The following is a 19,196-nucleotide window of genomic DNA, read 5'->3' as shown; positions in this document are numbered from 1 at the left end:
GCCCGCCACAGGCCCGTCGTCCCCGAACCGAAAAGGAAAGCGCCATCGTGACCCTCTCCCGAAGACACCTCGTCAGGAACGCGGCCGTGCTCGGCACCGCCGCCGTGCTGCCCGCGGCCGGTTCCTCCTGGGCGGCCACCCCGCCGCCGCAGCGGCCCGCCCCGTCCCGGCGCCGGGGCAAGGCGCCCTCGCCGCGGACCTCCGCCACCGAGCCCTTCACCGTGCCGCTGCACGTCCCGGTGCCGCTGCGCCCCCGCCGCATGATCGGCCACGACTTCCACCAACTGACCACCGCGGAGTCCCGCGTCGAGCTGCTGCCGGGCGCTCCCACCCCGATACGCGGCTACAACGGGCAGTTCGCCCCGCTGATCGTGGCCCGCCGGGGCCGCCCGGTGCTCATCCGGCAGGTGAACCGGATGGACGTGCCGTTCGCGATGCACCTGCACGGCGGGCACGTTCCGCAGCGGTTCGACGGCCACCCGATGTACCAGGCCGAACCGGGCGACGTCCGGTACTACCACTACCCGAACAAGCAACGCGCCTCCACGCTGTGGTTGCACGACCACTCGCACGGGGACGGCCACGGCCACGAGCACTCGGACAGCGCGGAGAGCATCTACCGCGGCCTGGCCGCCACCTACGTGCTGACCGACGGCTTCGAGGACGCCCTGCCGCTGCCCAAGGGCCGCTACGACGTCCCGCTCCAGATCCGCGACGCGAAGTTCGAGGACGACGGCACCCTGAGCTACGACCCGCAGGGCTTCGCCGACCGCCCGACCTTCCTGGTCAACGGACGCCCCCGGCCGTACTTCGAGGTCGCGGCCCGCAAGTACCGGCTGCGGCTGATGAACACCGCCAACGACCGCTTCTTCCTGCTGCGGCTGCGGGACGGCGCCCCGATGACGCAGATCGCCTCGGACGGCGGCCTGCTCCCCGCCCCGGCCCAGGTGTGGGCGGTGCCGCTGTGGCCCGGCGAGCGCATCGACGTCGTCGTCGACTTCTCGAACTACCCGGTCGGTTCACAGGTGGTGCTGGAGAGCCTGGCCTCGTTCCCCGGGGAGACGCCGGACGTGATGCGCTTCGACGTGGTGCGGAAGGCCGACGACCCCAGCAGGGTGCCCGGCGAACTGCGTCCGGCGCCCGACCTGGGAACACCCGTGCTGGAGCGGGAGTTCCGCATGCGGTTCGACCCGCAGACGGGCCGGCACCTGATCAACGACAGGGTCTTCGACATGCACCGGGTCGACTTCCGGTCCCGGCTCGGCAAGACCGAGGTGTGGAGGGTGGTCAACGAGGACGTGGAGATGGGCCTCCCGCACTCCATGCACCCGCACCTGGCGCAGTTCCGGATCCTCGACCGCAACGGGCGGCCCCCCGGCCCCACCGAGGCGGGACTGAAGGACACCGTCACGGTGGCTCCGGGGGAGACCCTCCGGTTCGCGGTGAAGTTCACCGACTACACCGGGCTGTTCATGTACCACTGCCACATGATGAACCACGTGGACATGGGGATGATGGGACAGATGGAAGTCGTGCGCTGAACCGTCCGTCGCGACGCCCGCGACGCCCACGACGCCGCACGGACGGGCCGGCGGCGCGGTCTCATCCCGAGGCCGCGCCGCCGGCCCGCAGGAAGCGGGCCACCACCCCCCACAGGACCACGGCACAGGCCGGGCACACCAGGGCCCGTACGGTGTCCGTGCCGGCACCCGCCAGTGCCGCCCCGCAGCCGGCGAGCCCCGCGCAGATCAGCAGGACGCCGGCCCACCGGTACTCGGGCATCGCGAACAGCGGTGCCAGAGGGAGGAAGTGTGCGCCCACCACCACCGCGATCAGCCCGGGTATCCACGCGGGTTCCCCGGCGCGTACCGCGACCACGATCACTGCCGCGACGGCGATCGCCTGAATCAGGTTGACCACCCCGAAGCGGCGTGCGGCCCGCTCGTACGCCTCCTGCTCGCCCACACCGTTCAGCCGGCGCAGGGCGAGCACCAGCAGCGCCGCGCCGGCCGCCGCGCCGCCTGCCACGGCGGCGGTCCCCGGGGCGCCGCTCAGGGCGGTCGCGCCCGACAGCCACCACACCGTGCCGAAAACCGTCATGATCAGGGCGGCGCCCCGGGTGCCGTCGCGATGGGGGGTTACGTGCTCACGCGTGCTCATGGAGGAGCAGCCAACCCGATCTTCGCCCCGCCGACCAGCCCTCGTCCATGCTCGGGTGCGGACGGCCGTTGTGAAGAACAGGACTCGAATCCTTGCCGGTCCTTCACAACCCGCGTTCCTCGACCAAAGATTGACTCCGGGTCAGTGAACCGGGCCCGGGAGGAACTCATGGGAATACCGCGTTTACCGGCGATACGCCGGATTCAGTCGCGCGCGCATCAATGACGTCTCCGGTGCCGCCGCACCACCGCCGTCACGCCGAAGAGGCAGTCGCGACCAGCAACAACTCTTCACGCTTCACGCCGGGAACGGGGATCGGCTCCGTCCGCCGGCCGGCCCTCGGGCCGGTCGCGCCGGGCACGGAGACGAGTGTGGCCCGCCCAGGGGGAACGTCCGGACCCACCGTCCGGCCCCACGCGGGCGATCCTCCGTTCCGATCCTGTCGGATGCACTGCGGGGGAAAACCGAATGACCATTCGCATCATGGTCGCCGACGACCATGTCCTGTTCTCGGAAGCGCTCGCCGAGGCGCTCGATCGGGTCGAGGACTTCGAGGTGGTGGGAGTCGCCCACGAGGGCGAGCAGGTCCTTCCCATGGCCCGGAAGGCGGCGCCGTGCGTGGCCGTGCTGGGCGGGAGGGTGAGCGGCCCCGGCGGACTGTGCCGGGTCGCCGAACTCATCCGGTCCGTCCCGACCTGCAAGATCACCCTCATCGTCGTCGAGCCCACCCGGGCGCACGTGGCGCGCGCGATCGAGGCCGGGGTGCTCGGCATCGTCCCCCGGCACTCCAAGCTGCCCTACCTGATCGGCGCCATCCGCGGGGCCGCCGCCGGATGCCTGACGGTCGACCCCGGACTGGTGAGCAGGCCCGACAAGAGGGGCAAGCACTCGCTCAACGAGCGCGAGGTGGAGATCCTGCGACTGACCGCGACCGGCGCGTCCATCAAGGAGATAGCCCAGGAGCTGTACCTGGCGAGTGGAACGGTCCGCAACCTGACGTCCGCGGCCATCAAGAAACTGGAGGGACGCAACCGGTTCGACGCCGCCCGCATAGCCCTGGAACGGGGCTGGCTGTGAGGCGCCGCCGCGTGCGCGGCACACCCCGTGTCGCGTACGGTGGACGGCTGCCCTGAGTCCACCAGAAGGGGGCCCGTGCGTTGGGAGCGCAGGAGACAGTGCCATCGGTGCGGCGAACCACCGACGAGGACCGCGGCGAGGAGGGACGCGGCGGCCGCGACGGCCGCGACGGCGTCCGGGAGCGGGAGATCCGCGGGGAGCAGCGGCACCTCGACGCGGTCTACCGGCGCCTGGAGGAGAAGATCCACGAGGCGGAGTTCCTCATGGCCGACGCCGCCAAGCGGGCCCAGGTCGGCACGCCCGGCGCGCTCGCCGAGCGGGACGCGCAGGTCTTCCGCGCCGGGGTGCACCTCAACCGGCTCAACAGCGAGTTCGAGGACTTCCTCTTCGGCCGTGTCGACCTGCTGCTCGGCAAGGACGGCGAGCGCGGACCGGACGGCGCGTACACCTCCGTGGAGCCCGCCGACGACGCGGTGCGCACCGACGACGCCGGCGGCGCCGTGGCGGACATCGCCGAGACCCTGCACATCGGGCGGCTCGGCGTGCTCGACGCCGACTACACCCCCCTGGTCATCGACTGGCGGGCCCCCGCCGCCGCACCCTTCTACCGGGCCACTCCGGTGGCGCCCGGTCGAGTGGTGCGGCGGCGGGTGATCCGCAGCAAGGGCCGGAGGGTGCTGAGCGTGGAGGACGACCTGCTGCGCCCGGAGCTGACCGCCCGCCTGGACGGCGAGGAGCTGGCGGTGGTCGGCGACGGCGCCCTGATGGCGGCGCTGGGCCGGGCCCGCGGCCACTCCATGCGCGACATCGTGGCCTCCATCCAGGCCGAGCAGGACGAGGTCATCCGGGCCCCCGCCGTCTCCGTCACCGAGGTCGAGGGCGGCCCCGGCACCGGCAAGACGGCCGTCGCCCTGCACCGTGCCGCCTACCTGCTCTACCAGGATCGGCGGCGGTACGCGGGCGGCATCCTGGTCGTCAGCCCCACCCCGCTGCTGGTGTCGTACACCGAGGGCGTGCTGCCCTCCCTGGGCGAGGAGGGCCAGGTCGCCGTCCGCGCGCTGGGCTCCCTGGTGGAGGGCGCCGAGGCCGACACCCACGACGAGCAGGCCGTCGCCCGGATCAAGGGCTCCTCCCGCATGGTGAAGGTGCTGCGCCGCGCGGTGCGCGGCGCGCTGGACCTGGGCGCGCCGGGAGCGGACGGGGTGCCGGAGAGCCTGCGGGTGGTCGCCTTCGGCTCGCGGATCGAGCTGGACGCCGAGGACCTGCGAAGAATCCGCGCCCAGGCGCTGGGCGGCACCGCGCCCGTCAACCTGCTCCGGCCGCGCGCCCGACGGCTCCTGCTGGACGCCCTCTGGCAGAAGTCCGGCGCCGGCCGACGGTACACCGATCCCGAGCTGGCGGCCGAGGCGCGGCAGGGGTTCGACGAGGACGTCTCCACCGAGACCGTCTTCACCGACTTCCTCGACGCCTGGTGGCCCGAGCTGACCCCGCGGCGGGTGCTCGCCGCGATGGGCGACGAGAAGCGGCTCGGCCGCTGGTCCCGTCGGATCCTCCAGCCGCGTGAGGCGCGCAGGCTGGCGCGCTCGCTGGCGCGGCTGGACGCCGACGGCGCCGGCCCGCTGTCCGTCCACGACGTGGCGCTCCTGGACGAGCTGCGGGTGCTGCTCGGCGCGCCGGCCCGTCCCCGGGTGAGGGAGGCGGACCCGCTGGACCAGCTCACCGGCCTGGAGGAGCTGACCACCTACGCCGACCGCCTCGCGGGCCGTCCCGGCCGCGGTGAGCGGGCCGCGACCGCCGGGCAGGAGGAGCGCACCGACTACGCGCACGTCATCGTGGACGAGGCCCAGGACCTCACCCCGATGCAGTGGCGGATGGTCGGCCGCCGGGGCCGTCAGGCGACGTGGACGGTCGTCGGCGATCCGGCGCAGAGCTCCTGGTCCGACCCGGAGGAGGCGTCCGCTGCCCGCGACGAGGCGCTGGGCACCCGTCCGCGCCGCCGTTTCGAGTTGACCGTGAACTACCGCAACCCGGCCGAGGTCGCCGAGCTGTCCGCTCGGGTGCTGGCCCTGGCCATGCCGGGCGTGCGTCCGCCCACGGCGGTGCGCTCCACGGGCCTGGTGCCGCGCTTCGCCGTCCTGCCCGACGGCGACCCGGGCGGGGCCGTGCGCGAGGAGGCGCGGCGGCTGCTGGACGAGGTGGAGGGCACGGTCGGCGTGGTGGTGGCGATGAGCCGCCGCGAGGAGGCGCGTGCCTGGCTGGCCGGGCTGGGGGACCGTGTGGTGCCGCTGGGCAGCCTGGAGGCCAAGGGCCTGGAGTACGACGCGACGCTCGTGGTCTCGCCCGCGGAGATCGCCGACGAGTCCCCGGCCGGGCTTCGGGTGCTCTACGTGGCGCTGACCAGGGCCACACAGCGGCTGACGGTCCTGTCGGGGGAGAGGGACCTGCCGGACGCGGACGGCGTCCCGGACCTGCTGAGGGAGTGAGGCCGGGCGGGCCGCCCGGACGGGTCCCGGTCGAGGGGGAGTCGAGGGGAATCGCCACCGTCGATCGTTTGTTAGCCTGGCAGTGGCACCGGCCCGATCCAAGCCCCCGGGCCCAACCTTCGTCGCTTCGAGCGACCACTTGCCGCGAGGCGAGCATGGCGGGTCGGTGTCGCACGACGTGAGAAGTGGAAGGGTCCGTCCCGCCGACCGGCGGGGCGGACCCTTCTCGCGTTTCCGCCCCCGGAGGAGATCCCATATGACGGAAAGCACTTTCCGCCCTGGGAGACCGGTTACCGCGTACCCGGCGGTAAGTGCGACGATCGGGTGACGTGACCCGGCTCGGTGGTCGGAACCACGTCACTGCACCACGGAAAGTAGAGGAAACCGGACATGGCAACGGCGCCCAGTGTCTCGTACTCGATGACCATCCGCCTGGAGGTGCCCGCCGGAGGATCGGCGGTCAGCCAGCTCACCACGGCCGTGGAGTCCTCCGGCGGCTCGGTCATCGGTCTCGACGTCACCGCCTCCGGACACGAGCGCCTGCGCATCGACGTCACCATCGCCGCGTCCTCCACCGGGCACGCGGACGAGATCGTCGCCAAGCTGCGGAACATCGAGGGCATCGCCATCGGCAAGGTCTCCGACCGGACCTTCCTGATGCATCTCGGCGGCAAGATCGAAATGGCGTCGAAGCACCCCATTCGCAACCGTGACGACCTGTCCATGATCTACACGCCGGGCGTCGCCCGGGTCTGCACCCAGATCGCGGCCAACCCCGAGGACGCCCGCCGCCTGACCATCAAACGCAACGCCGTCGCCGTCGTCACCGACGGCTCGGCCGTGCTGGGCCTGGGCAACATCGGACCGAAGGCCGCCCTGCCGGTCATGGAGGGCAAGGCGGCCCTCTTCAAGCGCTTCGCGGGCATCGACGCCTGGCCGCTGTGCCTGGACACCCAGGACACCGACGCCATCGTCGAGATCGTCAAGGCCGTCGCCCCCGGCTTCGCGGGCATCAACCTGGAGGACATCTCCGCCCCCCGCTGCTTCGAGATCGAGGCGCGGCTGCGCGAGGCCCTGGACATCCCCGTCTTCCACGACGACCAGCACGGCACCGCCATCGTGGTGCTCGCGGCCCTGACCAACGCGCTGCGCGTGGTCGGCAAGGACATCGGCGACGTGCGGGTCGTGATGTCCGGCGCGGGCGCGGCCGGCACCGCCATCCTCAGACTGCTGCTGGCCGCCGGCGTCAAGCACGCGGTGGTCGCCGACATCCACGGCGTGGTGCACGCCGGGCGCCCCGACCTGGTGGACACCGCCCCCGACTCGCCGCTGCGCTGGATCGCGGAGAACACCAACCCCGAGGGCCTGACCGGCACCCTCAAGGAGGCCGTCGTCGGCGCCGACGTCTTCATCGGCGTCTCCGCCCCGGACGTCCTCTCCGGCGAGGACGTGGCGGAGATGGCCGAGGGCGCGATCGTCTTCGCGCTCGCCAACCCGGAGCCGGAGGTGGACCCGGCGATCGCCCGCCAGACCGCGGCGGTCGTGGCCACCGGCCGTTCGGACTTCCCCAACCAGATCAACAACGTGCTGGTCTTCCCCGGCGTGTTCCGCGGCCTCCTCGACGCCCAGGCCCGCACCGTCAACGAGGAGATGATGCTGGCCGCCGCGCGGGCGCTGGCCGACGTGGTGCACGAGGACGAGCTGAACGCGAACTACGTCATCCCCAGTGTCTTCAACGACAGGGTCGCGGGAGCCGTCGCCGACGCGGTGCGGGAGGCCGTCAAGGCGACCGGCGAGTCCGTGACGTCCGCCACGCCCGCGTAGCGGACGCCGATCGGCGCGTCGGGGGCACGGCACCCGGATGGCCCCTTAGGGTGGCGGAAACAGCACCGGGAGTGGCTACGGAGCGTCATCGCAGCGTGTCACGGGCGCTCTTCGTGTGACGTCACAGGGCCCCGGATTGGCTTTACCCCCACGTGTGGAGGCAGGATGCTCCTCCGGGGACCGCGTCCTGGGGCGCCCCCAGGGGCGCGAGGGTCTGGAAGCAGACCCGGGTCCGGGAACTGTCCGAGGGCCCTGGCAGCATCGGCTTCGATCTCACGCCTCACAGGCAAGAAAGACACGGGAGTACGAAATATGAACCGCAGTGAGCTGGTCGCCGCGCTTGCCGAGCGCGCCCAGGTGACCCGCAAGGACGCCGACGCCGTGCTGGCCGCGTTCGCCGAGACGGTCGGCGAGGTCGTCGCCAAAGGCGACGAGAAGGTCACCATCCCCGGCTTCCTGACCTTCGAGCGCACCCACCGCGCGGCTCGCACCGCGCGCAACCCGCAGACCGGCGACCCCATCGAGATCCCGGCCGGGTACAGCGTGAAGGTCTCCGCGGGCTCCAAGCTGAAGGAGGCCGCCAAGGGGAAGTGACCCCCTGGCGCGCGGCACCACGGACGCACGCACGAGGGCGGCCACCCCGACCGGGGTGACCGCCCTCTCGTCGTGGTGCGCCCCCGCGCGGGGGCGCACCACGACCGTGGCGCGGTGCTCTCGGGCGCTCAGGCGGGGACGTCCACCCGCGCGCCCAGCGCGGGCAGCTTCTCCATGAAGTTCTCGTAACCCCGGTTGATCAGGCTGATGCCGTGCACCCGGGAGGTGCCCTGGGCCGCCAGGGCCGCGATCAGGTACGAGAAGCCGCCGCGGAGGTCGGGGATGACCAGGTCGGAGCCCTGGAGCTTCGTCGGGCCGGAGACGACCGCGGAGTGGAGGAAGTTGCGCTGCCCGAAGCGGCACGGCATGCCGCCCAGGCACTCGCGGTAGAGCTGGATGTGCGCGCCCATCTGGTTCAGGGCGGACGTGAAGCCCAGCCGGGACTCGTACACCGTCTCGTGCACGATCGACAGGCCCGACGCCTGGGTCAGCGCCACGACCAGCGGCTGCTGCCAGTCGGTCTGGAAGCCGGGGTGGACGTCCGTCTCCAGGGCGATGGCGTTGAGCGCGCCGCCCGGGTGCCAGAAGCGGATGCCCTCGTCGTCCACCTCGAACGCGCCGCCGACCTTGCGGTAGGTGTTGAGGAACGTCATCATCTCGCGCTGACTGGCCCCGCGGACGTACACGCTGCCCTCGGTCGCCAGCGCCGCGCTCGCCCAGGAGGCCGCCTCCAGGCGGTCCGGCAGGGCGCGGTGGTTGTAACCGCTCAGCTTCTCCACGCCGGTGACGCGGATCGTGCGGTCGGTGTCCATGGAGATGATCGCGCCCATCTTCTGCAGCACGCAGATGAGGTCCTCGATCTCCGGCTCGACGGCGGCGTTGGACAGCTCGGTCACGCCCTCGGCCAGCACGGCCGTCAGCAGCACCTGCTCGGTGGAGCCGACCGACGGATAGGGCAGCCGGATCTTGCAGCCGCGCAGACCCCGCGGGGCCTCCAGGTACTGGCCGTCGGCGCGCTTCTCGATGACGGCGCCGAACTCGCGCAACACGTCGAAGTGGAAGTTCACCGGCCGCCCGCCGATGTCGCAGCCGCCCAGGCCCGGTATGAAGGCGTGGCCCAGCCGGTGCAGCAGCGGGCCGCAGAAGAGGATCGGGATGCGGGACGAGCCCGCGTGGGCGTCGATGTCGGCGACGTTGGCGCTCTCCACGTGCGAGGGGTCGAGCACCAGCTCCCCCGGCTCCTCGCCGCCGCGCACGGTGACGCCGTGCAGTTCCAGCAGGCCGCGGACGACACGGACGTCGCGGATGTCGGGGACGTTGCGCAGTCGGCTCGGTTCGCTGCCGAGCAGTGCGGCGACCATGGCCTTGGGCACGAGGTTCTTCGCGCCGCGGACTCTGATCTCGCCCTCCAGCGGGGTCCCGCCGTGGACAAGGAGTACGTCGTCAGTGCCGGTCATGGGCCTCGCGTTCCAGGATCAAAAGAGCAGGGGCACTGGGAATGGTAATGGCCGCTCAGCCGCCCCCGTGTCCGCCTGGGACCTTTGGGGAGCTCCCGAGACCCGCGCGGAGAGCCGCGCGGCACACACCGTCTTCGCGCCGTTCCACAACGTCATAGGGGGGTTGGGTCCCCGCCGGAGGCCGATGTGCGGGATCATTGGGGCATGACCGAGGTGACCTCGCTCACCGGGCGGCTGCTCGTCGCGACGCCGGCACTGACCGACCCGAACTTCGACCGTGCGGTGGTGCTGCTCCTCGACCACGACGAGGAGGGCTCACTCGGCATCGTCCTCAACCGTCCCACCCCCGTCGACGTCAAGGACGTCCTGGAGCCCTGGGCCGCCCTGGCCGGGGAGCCGGGTGTGGTCTTCCAGGGCGGTCCCGTCTCGCTGGACGCGGCGCTCGGCGTCGCCGTCGTCCCCGGCGGCGAGGGCCCCCTGGGGTGGAGACGCGTGCACGGGGCGATCGGTCTGGTGGACCTGGAGGCGCCTCCCGAACTGCTCGCCGCCGAGCTGGGCTCGCTGCGGATCTTCGCCGGTTACTCCGGATGGGGTCCCGGCCAGTTGGAGAGCGAACTGGAGGAGGGCGCCTGGTACGTCGTGGAGTCCGAGCCCGGCGACGTCTACGCGCCCGAGCCGCAGCGGCTGTGGCGGGCCGTGTTGCGCCGCCAGCGCAACGAACTGGCGATGGTGGCCACGTACCCGGACGACCCTTCCCTGAACTGACCGGGGAGGCGACGGGGACGGAACGGGCAGCGGGTCGCTCGGAGGCGTACCGCAGTACGCTGGCCCCATGAGCACTCCTGAGCCCGAGCGCGGGACGGGCACCGGCACCCTCGTCGAGCCCACCCCGCAGGTGTCCCACGGCGATGGCGACCACGAGCGCTTCGCCCACTACGTCCAGAAGGACAAGATCATGGCCAGCGCGCTCGACGGCACCCCCGTCGTCGCGCTGTGCGGGAAGGTCTGGGTACCGGGGCGCGACCCCAAGAAGTACCCGGTCTGCCCGATGTGCAAGGAGATCTACGAGTCCCTGGGGGCCGGCGGCGACAAGGGCAAGGACGGCGGCAAGAAGTGACGCCGCCTCGCCCGAGGCCCACCGACCGTCCGGTCCGCTGCGATCCCCCCGCGTAGGGCTCTCACGGACCTCTCCTCGACGGCCTCCGGAACGCGCCACGACGCGCTCCGGGGGCCGTCGCGCGCCTTCCCCGGGCCGGGGTGCGCCCCCTTGCCGGGGTGTGCGCCCGTCCCTACGCTCCTGCGGAGTCGCGGGGACGGAGGACGTCTCCGACACCCGTGCCCGACAGGGGGGTTGAGCATGTCCGAGCCCGGCCGTGGAACGGGCTGCGGGACGAACCTGGTTCCCGCCCCGAGGTCCGTCACCGTCCCCGCCGCCGGCCCGCGGTTCGACCTCGGCCCCGCGACGGCGCTCGACGCCGGCCCCGGCACCGAGGGGACCGCGCGGTGGCTGCGCGCCGCGCTCGGCGCCGCCTGCGGCCTGCCGCTGCTCCCGCCGGACCCCGCACGGGACGGGACGGACGGCGGGACCCTGCGGCTGCGCGTGGACGACCGGGTCGCCGCCGAACTCGGGCCCGAGGGCTACCGCCTGCGCGTCACCGCCGACGGCGTGGACCTGTCCGGCGGCGCGGCCCCCGGCGTCTTCTGGGGCGCCCAGACGCTCCGCCAGCTCCTCGGCCCCGACGCCCACCGGCGCGCCCCGCTGCCCGGCCGCGCCCGGTCGCTGCCGTACGTGGAGATCGAGGACGCGCCCCGCTTCCCCTGGCGGGGCTTCCTGCTCGACGTGGCACGGCACTTCGCGCCCAAGGACGACGTGCTGCGCTGGATCGACCTGCTCGCCGCGCACAAACTGAACGTCCTGCACCTGCACCTCACCGACGACCAGGGCTGGCGCCTGGAGATCCGGCGCTTCCCCCGGCTCACCGAGGTCGCCTCCTGGCGTCGGCGGAGCCGGCTCGGCCACCGCGCCTCCCCGCTGTGGGACGAGCGCCCGCACGGCGGCTTCTACACCCAGGACGACGTCCGCGAGATCGTCGCGTACGCCGCCGAACGGCACATCACCGTCGTCCCCGAGATCGACGTGCCCGGCCACTCCCAGGCGGCCATCGCCGCCTACCCGGAGCTGGGCAACACGGACCTCCCCGGGGACGCCGCGGACACCGACCCTCCGGAGGTCTGGACGGACTGGGGGATCAGCCCCCACGTCCTGGCCCCCACCGAGGCCGTCCTGCGGTTCTACGAGGGGGTCTTCGAGGAGGTGCTGGAACTCTTCCCCGGCGAGTTCGTGCACATCGGCGGCGACGAGTGCGTCACGGACCAGTGGCGGCGCTCCCCGACCGCGCGGGCGCGGGCCGCGGAGTTGGGCCTCGCCGGCGCGGACGCGCTCCAGGCCTGGTTCACACGGCACTTCGACACGTGGCTCGCCGAGCGCGGCCGACGCCTCGTCGGCTGGGACGAGATCCTGGACGAGACCCCGGGGAAGGGCACGGCCGGGGGGCCGCGGCCGAGCCCCGGAGCCGTGGTCTTCTCCTGGCGCGGCTACGCCGGGGGGATCGCCGCCGCGCGGGCCGGACACGACGTGGTGATGTGTCCCGAGGAACACGTCTACCTCGACTACCGCCAGGACGCCGGCGAGGACGAGCCGATCCCCATCGGGGACCCGCGCACCCTGCGCGACGTCCACGACTTCGACCCCGTGCCGGCGGAGTTGGCGGGCACCGAGGCGGAGAAGCACGTCCTGGGCGCGCAGGCCAACCTGTGGACCGAGGTCGTGGAGGACCGGCAGCGCGCCGACTACCAGGCGTTCCCCCGGCTGGCCGCCTTCGCCGAGGTGGTGTGGTCGCCGCCGGAGGCGCGCGACTGGGAGGGGTTCGAGCGGCGGATGACCGGCGCCCACTACGCCCGCCTCGACGCGCTCGGGGTGGCCTACCGTCCGCCGTCCGGTCCGCGCCCCTGGCAGCGTCGCCCCGGCATCCCGGGACGTCCCTCCGGCGGGGGATGGGCGAACCTCTGAGCGAACGCGGGAATTCCCCCGGAGCGGGCGCTTAAAGTAATACGAGGTCTCCCAGGGGTGGCACGCCGCTCTCGCCGGTGACCACCGCCGAAAGCGGGCCACCGGCCAGGTCAGGGGCGGATCGTCCCGTCCGGGCCCCCGCACCGACGGCCCTCCGAGATGTGCCAGAGTTGCCACGTCCGGGTTCCCAGCACGTACGGTACGGCTGGCAGCCGGGACGACCGGGGAAGGGGCGCTGGATTGAGCACGCACGCACCGCACGCACCACGGGCGGCGCAGCCGGTCATGCTGCCGGCCACGCTCGACGAGGCCGTGGCCGCGCTGGAGGCCACGCCTGCCGCCGTGCCCGTCGCGGGCGGCACCGACCTGATGACGGAGGTCAACTCCGGTCTGCTGAGACCGGCCGCGCTCGTCGGCCTGGGGCGGATCAGCGAGATCCGGGGCTGGGAGTACCAGGACGGCCACGCGCTGCTCGGCGCCGGCCTCACCCACGCCCGGATGGGCCGCCCCGACTTCGCCGCCCTCATCCCCGCCCTCGCCGCGGCGGCGCGCGCCGCCGGCCCGCCGCAGATCCGCAACGCCGGAACGCTCGGCGGCAACATCGTCACCGCCTCCCCGACCGGTGACGCCCTGCCCGTCCTGGCCGCGCTGGAGGCCACGCTGCTGATCGCCGGACCGAAAGGGGCGCGCCGCGAGGTCCCGGTGAGCCACCTGCTCACCGGCATGGAGATGCTCGGACCGGGCGAACTCGTCGGCTATGTCCGGGTTCCGCTGCTGCACGCCCCGCAGACCTTCCTCAAGGCCACCGGACGGACCGGCCCCGGGCGCGCCCTGGCGTCCGTCGCCGTCGTGCTCGACCCCGCCCGGCGCGGGGTCCGCTGCGCGGTCGGCGCGGTCGCCCCGATGCCGCTGCGCCCGCTGGAGGCCGAGCAGTGGGTGGCCTCGCTCATCGACTGGGACGGACAGCGGGCCCTGGCCCCCGAGGTCCTCACCGCCTTCGGGGACTACGTCGCCATGGCCTGCATCCCCGACCCACCGGCACCGGTGGACGGGGGGGAAACTCCCGTACTTCCGCCCGCGGCGCTGCATGTGCGGCGTACGGTTGCCACACTGGCCCGCCGGGGACTCGGGAGGGCACTCGCATGAGCAACGAACAGCAGCCGATCCAGCCGGACCGGCCCGTCCCACCGCCCGCGCCGCAGGGCGGCTGGGGCGGTGAGTACGACGGTGACGCCACCGCGTTCATACAGCTTCCCGGGGAGTTGCCCGGGCAGTTCCACCCCGGGGCCGACGGCGCCCACGACCCGCTCGCCGCGCCGGGCACCGGGCAGGGCTGGGCCCCGCCCCCCATCGAACCGCAGCCGCCCGTGACCCCGACGGCCACCACCGACCCGGCCGTCCCGGGGCAGTGGACGATGCCGTTCGCCTCCGGCCCGACGGACCCGGCGCCCGAGCCGCCCGAGCAGTCGGAGTCGTCGGACGGCTCGCCGTCGGTCGCCGCCGCCCTCGGACAGGGCGCCGCCGCGGCCCTGGCGGGGTCGCACGAGGCCCGGGCGCGCCGTCCGTTGGGCGACGGTCCCGCGCGGCCGGAGCCGGCCGACGACAGGGGGACATACGAGGGGACGCACGTGGGGACGCACGGCGACCCCATGGCGCCGTCCGCCTCCGGCGCGGACTGGAACGCGGCGCCCGCGCCCGGCACGACCGGCCAGTGGTCGATCCCGTTCGCGGCGGCGGGGAGCCCGGACGACTCCGGCGAGTACCTGGCCCCCGCGGCCGGACCGACGCCCGCACCGACACCCGAGCCGGCCCCCGAACCGCCGCCCCCGCAGGAGCCCGAGGCGCCGGACGCGGTGGACGTGCCGGACCCGGTGGACGTGCCGGACGCCCCCGCCGGGGACGCCCCGGCCCGGGGCGCCGGGGAGGACGAGGAGACCGGCACGGGCGCCGGGAACGGGTCCGTCCCGGAGGCCTCCGCGGTCGCCGGCGAACACCCGCACGTCTCGTACGTCCTGCGCGTCAACGGGGTCGACCGGCCCGTGACGGACGCCTGGATCGGCGAGTCCCTGCTGTACGTGCTGCGCGAGCGCCTCGGCCTGGCCGGGGCCAAGGACGGCTGCTCGCAGGGGGAGTGCGGCGCCTGTTCCGTCCAGGTCGACGGACGGCTCGTCGCCTCCTGCCTGGTGCCCGCCGCGACCACCGCCGGGGCGGAGGTCCGCACCGTCGAGGGGCTGGCCGAGGACGGCAGGCCCTGCGACGTGCAGCGGGCGCTGACCGCCTGCGGCGCCGTGCAGTGCGGCTTCTGCGTCCCGGGCATGGCGATGACCCTGCACGACCTGCTCGAAGGCAACCACAGTCCGACGGAGTTGGAGGCCCGCCAGGCCATCAGCGGCAACCTCTGCCGCTGCTCCGGCTACCGGGGCGTGCTCGACGCCGTGCGGACGGTCGTCGCCGAGCGGGAGGCCGCGGCCACCGCGCTCGCCGAGTCCCGGGAGGCGGGGGACCGGGGCCCGGAGGAGGGCGGCGCCCAGGTCCGCATTCCCCACCAGGGCGGCCACGCGCCGGGAGGACAGCCGCCCCACGACCACCACCTGCCGCAGGACGGAGGCGCGCAGTGACCAGCGACGCGGCGACCGCCACCCCGGCCGGGGGAGTCCCCCTCACCGGCACCACCACGGGGACGGTGAACCCGGCGAGCGCGGCCGAGCCGCAGCACGGGCTGGGCTCCTCGCTCCCGCCCGCCGACGCGCTCGCCAAGACCCAGGGCACCTTCCCGTACGCCGCCGACCTGTGGGCCGAGGGACTGCTGTGGGCCGCCGTCCTGCGCTCCCCGCACCCGCACGCGCGCATCGTCTCCATCGACACCTCGCAGGCCGTGGCCATGCCCGGTGTCCGGACGGTCGTCACCCACCAGGACGTGCCCGGCCAGGACACCCACGGCCGCCGCGTCGCCGACCGGCCGGCCTTCGCCCGTGACGTGGTGCGCCACCACGGCGAGCCGATCGCCGCCGTCGCCGCCGACCACCCCGACACCGCGCGGATGGCCGCCGCCGCCATCGCGGTCGAGTACGAGGTGCTGGAGCCGGTCACCGACCCGGAGAAGGCCTTCGAGACCGAGCCCATCCACCCCGACGGCAACGTGATCCGGCACATCCCGCTGCGCTTCGGCGACGAGACCGTCACCGGCGAGGTGATCGTCGAGGGGTTGTACCGGATCGGCCGTCAGGACCCGGCCCCCATCGGCGCCGAGGCCGGGCTCGCCGTGCCGCGCACCGACGGCGGGGTGGAGATCTACACCGCCTCCACCGACCCGCACACCGACCGCGATCTGGCCGCCGCCTGCCTGGGCCTGCTCCCCGAGCAGGTCAAGGTCGTCGTCACCGGCGTCCCCGGCGCCATGGCCGACCGCGAGGACCTGAGCGTCCAACTCGCCCTCGGGCTGCTGGCGATGCGGACGGGCTGCCCGGTCAAGCTCGCCGCCAACCGCGAGGAGTCCTTCCTCGGCCACGCCCACCGCCACCCCACCCTGCTGCGCTACCGGCACCACGCCGACGCCGAGGGCCGGCTGGTGAAGGTCGAGGCGCAGATCCTGCTGGACGCGGGCGCCTACGCCGACGACTCCTCCGACGCGCTGGCCGCCGCCGTCGCCTTCGCCGCCGGCCCCTACGTCGTGCCGCACGCGGTCGTCGACGGCTGGGCCGTCCGCACCAACAACCCCCCGTCGGGCCACCTGCGCGGCGAGGGCGCGATGCAGGTCTGCGCGGCCTACGAGGGCCAGATGGACAAGCTCGCGGCGAAGCTGGGCATGGACCCGGTCGAGCTGCGGATGCGCAACGTCATGGCGACCGGCGACCTGCTGCCCACCGGACAGACCGTCACCTGCCCGGCGCCCGTGGCCGAACTGCTGACCGCCGTGCGGGACGCGCCGCTGCCGCCGCTGCCCAAGGACAGCCCCGAGGAGGAGTGGCTGCTGCCGGGCGGCCCGGAGGGCGCGGGGGAGCCGGGCGCGGTGCGCCGCGGCGTCGGCTACGCGCTGGGCATGGTCCACATGCTGGGGGCGGAGGGCACCGACGAGGTGTCCACGGCGACGGTGAAGGTCAACGGCCCCGTGGCGACGGTGATGTGCGCGGCGGTGGAGACCGGTCAGGGCTTCTCCACCCTCGCCCGGCAGATCGTCCAGGACGTGCTGGGCGTCGAGGAGGTCCACGTCGTTCCCGTGGACACCGACCAGCCCCCGGCCGGGCCCGGCGCGCGCGGCCGGCACACCTGGGTCTCGGGCGGCGCGGTGGAGCGGGCCGCGAAGATGGTGCGCACCCAGCTCCTCCAGCCGCTGGCCGCGAAGTTCGGGATGTCCACCGAGCTGCTGACCATCGCCGACGGCAAGATCACCTCCTATGACGGGGTGCTCAGCACCACCGTGGCCGAGGCGCTGGAGGGCAAGGAACTGTGGGCCACCGCCCAGTGCCGCCCGCACCCGACCGAGCCGCTGGACGACACCGGGCAGGGCGACGCGTTCGTCGGTCTGGCCTTCGCCGCGATCCGGGCCGTGGTGGACGTGGACGTGGAACTGGGCGCGATCCGGGTGGTGGAGATGGCCGTCGCCCAGGACGTGGGCCGCGTCCTCAACCCCCAGCAGGTGCGCGCCCGGATCGAGGCGGGCGTCACCCAGGGCGTGGGCGCGGCGCTCACCGAGCACCTGCGGGTGTCCAGGGGCGTGGTGCGTCACCCCGACCTGACGGCCTATCCACTGCCGACGGCGCTGGACGCTCCGGAGGTGCGGATCGTCGAGCTGGTCGAGGAGCGTGACGTGGTCGCCCCGTTCGGGGCGAAGTCGGTGAGCGCGGTCCCGGTGGTGGTCTCCCCGGCGGCGGTGGCCGCGGCGGTGCGCGCGGCCACCGGGCGCCCGGTCAACCGGCTGCCGATCCGTCCCCAGGCCGCGGTGATGACCCGGCGTTAGACGGCGGCCCGCCGTCCGCCGTCCCGCCGCTCCGCGTCCCGTCGCCCCTGCCCCGGCCGCCGGGTCCTCGACCCGGGCGCGCGGCCGTCGGGCCGGGGCCGTCCCGGTGGGTGGGCGGGCTCCGCGGTGTGGCGGGCTCAGCGTCGGCGGGAGGGGAGCGTGGCGGGGGAGGCCTGGGCGAGACCGGCGCCGGTGTCGGCGTCCAGCCGCACGGACCGGGGCCCGTACCAGTCCAGGCACATCACCGTCGCGTCGTCCTCCAACTCGCCGCCGTTGGCGTCCAGCACCGCCGTGGTCAGGACCTGGGCCGTCTCGCGGGGGTGGAGTCCCTCGGTGCCCCGGATCAGGGCGGGCAGGTCGGCCACCTCGGAGTGGCGGTCCAGCATGCCGTCGGTGAGGATGACCAGCCGATCGCCCGGCAGGAGGTCCAGCCGCTGGACCCGGTAGCCGTGCGGGAAGCGCACCCCGAAGGGCAGGTCGACGGCCGGCCGGATCTGCTGGACCTCGCCGTCCCGCAGCAACAGGGGCCAGGGGTGACCGGCGTTGACCAGCTCGATCCGGCCGTCGCGCAGCCGGACGCGCAGCAGCAGTCCGGTCGCCAGCGCGTTGTCGCTGTGGTCGAGCATCGCCCGGTGGGCGCGGCGGGCCTGCTCCGCCAGGTCGCAGCGCGCGCGTCGAGCCCCTCGCAGGGCGCCGATCAGCACGGAGGCGATCAGGGCGGCCCGCACGTCGTGCCCCATGGCGTCGGTGACGGACAGGTGCAGGACGTCGCGGTCCAGGGCGTAGTCGAAGGTGTCCCCGCCGACCTTGCCCGCCGGCTCCAGGGCCCCGGCCACCGCGAACTGGGCGGCCTCGCACGACAGCGACGACGGCAACAGGTTGTGCTGGATCTCGGCGGCCAGACTCATCGGGGTGGTGCGCCGTCCCCACTGGTACAGGTCGGTGAACCGGCGGTTGGCGATGACGATGTAGGCCAGGGTGTGGGCGGCCCGGCTGATCTCCCGCAGCGTCCTGGGGTCGGGGCCGCCCGGCACCCGGACCTCCAGCAGACCGATGGAGTCGCCCCGGTTGGTGACGGGGGCGATCACCCGATGCCCGCCGTCGCCGTCCACGGAGTCCGCCAGCCGGAGCCGTTGGGTGCGGATCACGTCGCCGTAGACGCTGCCGGCCAGCTCGACGCGCTCGGCGCTCTCGGTGGACCCGACCTCGCCCGTCGTGCTCAGCCGCACCACGGCGTGTCCCGTCATGTCGGTGATCAGAAACGACACCGAGGTGGCGCCGAAGCGTCTCCTGAGTTCGCGCGCGACCACGTCCACGGACTCCACCGGCGACGCGGCCTCCGCCGCCGCCAGAATGCCCGTGTGCGTGTGCCGCTCGGTGCCGTACTCGACGACCATCACCGACTCCCGTCCTTCACAAGCGTGTTCGTCTATGCCGTGCCCCCTCACACCCGCACCGGCTCCTCATCGGTCCGTATGCCCAGGCTTCTCGCTTCGGTGCCGCATCACACTCCGTGAACACGGACACGTACGCGACGGAGCCGGCCGATCCGTCCGGAGAACCAGGACCGACGG

General features: G+C 73.8%; 14 protein-coding genes. 11 read left to right on the top strand and 3 right to left on the bottom strand.

What is annotated here, in order from left to right; translation table 11 throughout:
* Positions 1–47 precede the first annotated feature (47 nt).
* The gene (locus tag IF47_RS0122370) at positions 48–1,541 is read left to right on the top strand and encodes a multicopper oxidase family protein (RefSeq protein ID WP_031510720.1); all 1,494 of its coding nucleotides are present in this window, start codon (positions 48–50) and stop codon (positions 1,539–1,541) included.
* Positions 1,542–1,602: 61 nt separating this feature from the next.
* On the opposite strand, the gene IF47_RS28900 is transcribed toward IF47_RS0122370, so the two are convergent.
* A complete protein-coding gene (locus tag IF47_RS28900; protein ID WP_051718085.1) occupies positions 1,603–2,160 on the bottom strand; it encodes a hypothetical protein in 558 nt (185 codons plus the stop codon).
* Between the two features lie 468 nt (positions 2,161–2,628).
* Here IF47_RS28900 and IF47_RS0122360 point away from each other — a divergent pair, with 468 nt between their 5' ends.
* The 4 genes from IF47_RS0122360 (at position 2,629) to IF47_RS0122345 (ending at position 8,138) form a co-directional block, all read left to right on the top strand.
* Positions 2,629–3,237 (top strand): response regulator transcription factor, encoded by a 609-nt coding sequence (locus IF47_RS0122360; RefSeq protein ID WP_031510718.1) that lies wholly within the window; start codon positions 2,629–2,631, stop codon positions 3,235–3,237.
* A gap of 107 nt (positions 3,238–3,344) precedes the next feature.
* Positions 3,345–5,720: a HelD family protein gene (locus IF47_RS0122355; RefSeq protein ID WP_031510717.1), complete on the top strand. Its 2,376-nt coding sequence runs from the start codon at positions 3,345–3,347 to the stop codon at positions 5,718–5,720.
* A 390-nt stretch (positions 5,721–6,110) separates the two neighbouring features.
* Positions 6,111–7,544, top strand: coding sequence for an NAD-dependent malic enzyme (locus tag IF47_RS0122350; protein ID WP_031510716.1), 1,434 nt, complete (start codon positions 6,111–6,113; stop codon positions 7,542–7,544).
* 312 nt (positions 7,545–7,856) lie between these two features.
* Positions 7,857–8,138, top strand: coding sequence for an HU family DNA-binding protein (locus IF47_RS0122345; protein ID WP_031510715.1), 282 nt, complete (start codon positions 7,857–7,859; stop codon positions 8,136–8,138).
* 128 nt (positions 8,139–8,266) lie between these two features.
* On the opposite strand, the gene murA is transcribed toward IF47_RS0122345, so the two are convergent.
* Positions 8,267–9,595 (bottom strand): UDP-N-acetylglucosamine 1-carboxyvinyltransferase, encoded by a 1,329-nt coding sequence (gene murA, locus IF47_RS0122340; protein ID WP_031510714.1) that lies wholly within the window; start codon positions 9,593–9,595, stop codon positions 8,267–8,269.
* Between the two features lie 204 nt (positions 9,596–9,799).
* Here murA and IF47_RS0122335 point away from each other — a divergent pair, with 204 nt between their 5' ends.
* From IF47_RS0122335 to IF47_RS0122310, 6 genes are all read left to right on the top strand, one after another.
* On the top strand, positions 9,800–10,360 hold the full coding sequence (locus IF47_RS0122335; RefSeq protein ID WP_031510713.1) for a YqgE/AlgH family protein: 561 nt from the start codon (positions 9,800–9,802) through the stop codon (positions 10,358–10,360).
* A 67-nt stretch (positions 10,361–10,427) separates the two neighbouring features.
* Positions 10,428–10,712 (top strand): DUF3039 domain-containing protein, encoded by a 285-nt coding sequence (locus tag IF47_RS0122330; protein ID WP_031510712.1) that lies wholly within the window; start codon positions 10,428–10,430, stop codon positions 10,710–10,712.
* Positions 10,713–10,952: 240 nt separating this feature from the next.
* Positions 10,953–12,665 carry a beta-N-acetylhexosaminidase gene (locus tag IF47_RS0122325; protein WP_031510711.1) on the top strand — a complete coding sequence of 571 codons (1,713 nt, stop codon included), beginning with the start codon at positions 10,953–10,955 and terminating at the stop codon, positions 12,663–12,665.
* A 285-nt stretch (positions 12,666–12,950) separates the two neighbouring features.
* A complete protein-coding gene (locus IF47_RS0122320) occupies positions 12,951–13,811 on the top strand; it encodes an FAD binding domain-containing protein (protein WP_051718083.1) in 861 nt (286 codons plus the stop codon).
* The gene (locus tag IF47_RS0122315; RefSeq protein WP_051718081.1) at positions 13,808–15,283 is read left to right on the top strand and encodes a (2Fe-2S)-binding protein; all 1,476 of its coding nucleotides are present in this window, start codon (positions 13,808–13,810) and stop codon (positions 15,281–15,283) included. Before IF47_RS0122320 ends, IF47_RS0122315 begins: the two co-directional genes overlap by 4 nt.
* Positions 15,280–17,622: a xanthine dehydrogenase family protein molybdopterin-binding subunit gene (locus tag IF47_RS0122310; protein WP_031510708.1), complete on the top strand. Its 2,343-nt coding sequence runs from the start codon at positions 15,280–15,282 to the stop codon at positions 17,620–17,622. Before IF47_RS0122315 ends, IF47_RS0122310 begins: the two co-directional genes overlap by 4 nt.
* Positions 17,623–17,759: 137 nt before the next feature.
* On the opposite strand, the gene IF47_RS0122305 is transcribed toward IF47_RS0122310, so the two are convergent.
* Positions 17,760–19,019: a PP2C family protein-serine/threonine phosphatase gene (locus tag IF47_RS0122305; protein ID WP_051718079.1), complete on the bottom strand. Its 1,260-nt coding sequence runs from the start codon at positions 19,017–19,019 to the stop codon at positions 17,760–17,762.
* Positions 19,020–19,196: the final 177 nt, after the last annotated feature.

This window comes from Streptomyces megasporus, from assembly GCF_000718985.1.
Lineage (GTDB): Bacteria > Actinomycetota > Actinomycetes > Streptomycetales > Streptomycetaceae > Streptomyces > Streptomyces megasporus.
The sequence above is the reverse complement of the archived record's forward strand: the minus strand, read 5'-3'. Positions and strand labels throughout refer to the sequence as shown.

Bases quoted from the DNA above. Each gene is read 5' to 3' on its own strand.
- IF47_RS0122335 (WP_031510713.1), top strand. From the start codon at position 9,800: ATGACCGAGGTGACCTCGCTCACCGGGCGGCTGCTCGTCGCGACGCCG.
- IF47_RS0122360 (WP_031510718.1), top strand. From the start codon at position 2,629: ATGACCATTCGCATCATGGTCGCCGACGACCATGTCCTGTTCTCGGAA.
- murA (WP_031510714.1), bottom strand. From the start codon at position 9,595: ATGACCGGCACTGACGACGTACTCCTTGTCCACGGCGGGACCCCGCTG.
- IF47_RS0122330 (WP_031510712.1), top strand. From the start codon at position 10,428: ATGAGCACTCCTGAGCCCGAGCGCGGGACGGGCACCGGCACCCTCGTC.
- IF47_RS0122315 (WP_051718081.1), top strand. From the start codon at position 13,808: ATGAGCAACGAACAGCAGCCGATCCAGCCGGACCGGCCCGTCCCACCG.
- IF47_RS0122345 (WP_031510715.1), top strand. From the start codon at position 7,857: ATGAACCGCAGTGAGCTGGTCGCCGCGCTTGCCGAGCGCGCCCAGGTG.
- IF47_RS0122350 (WP_031510716.1), top strand. From the start codon at position 6,111: ATGGCAACGGCGCCCAGTGTCTCGTACTCGATGACCATCCGCCTGGAG.
- IF47_RS0122325 (WP_031510711.1), top strand. From the start codon at position 10,953: ATGTCCGAGCCCGGCCGTGGAACGGGCTGCGGGACGAACCTGGTTCCC.
- IF47_RS28900 (WP_051718085.1), bottom strand. From the start codon at position 2,160: ATGAGCACGCGTGAGCACGTAACCCCCCATCGCGACGGCACCCGGGGC.
- IF47_RS0122305 (WP_051718079.1), bottom strand. From the start codon at position 19,019: ATGGTCGTCGAGTACGGCACCGAGCGGCACACGCACACGGGCATTCTG.
- IF47_RS0122320 (WP_051718083.1), top strand. From the start codon at position 12,951: ATGCTGCCGGCCACGCTCGACGAGGCCGTGGCCGCGCTGGAGGCCACG.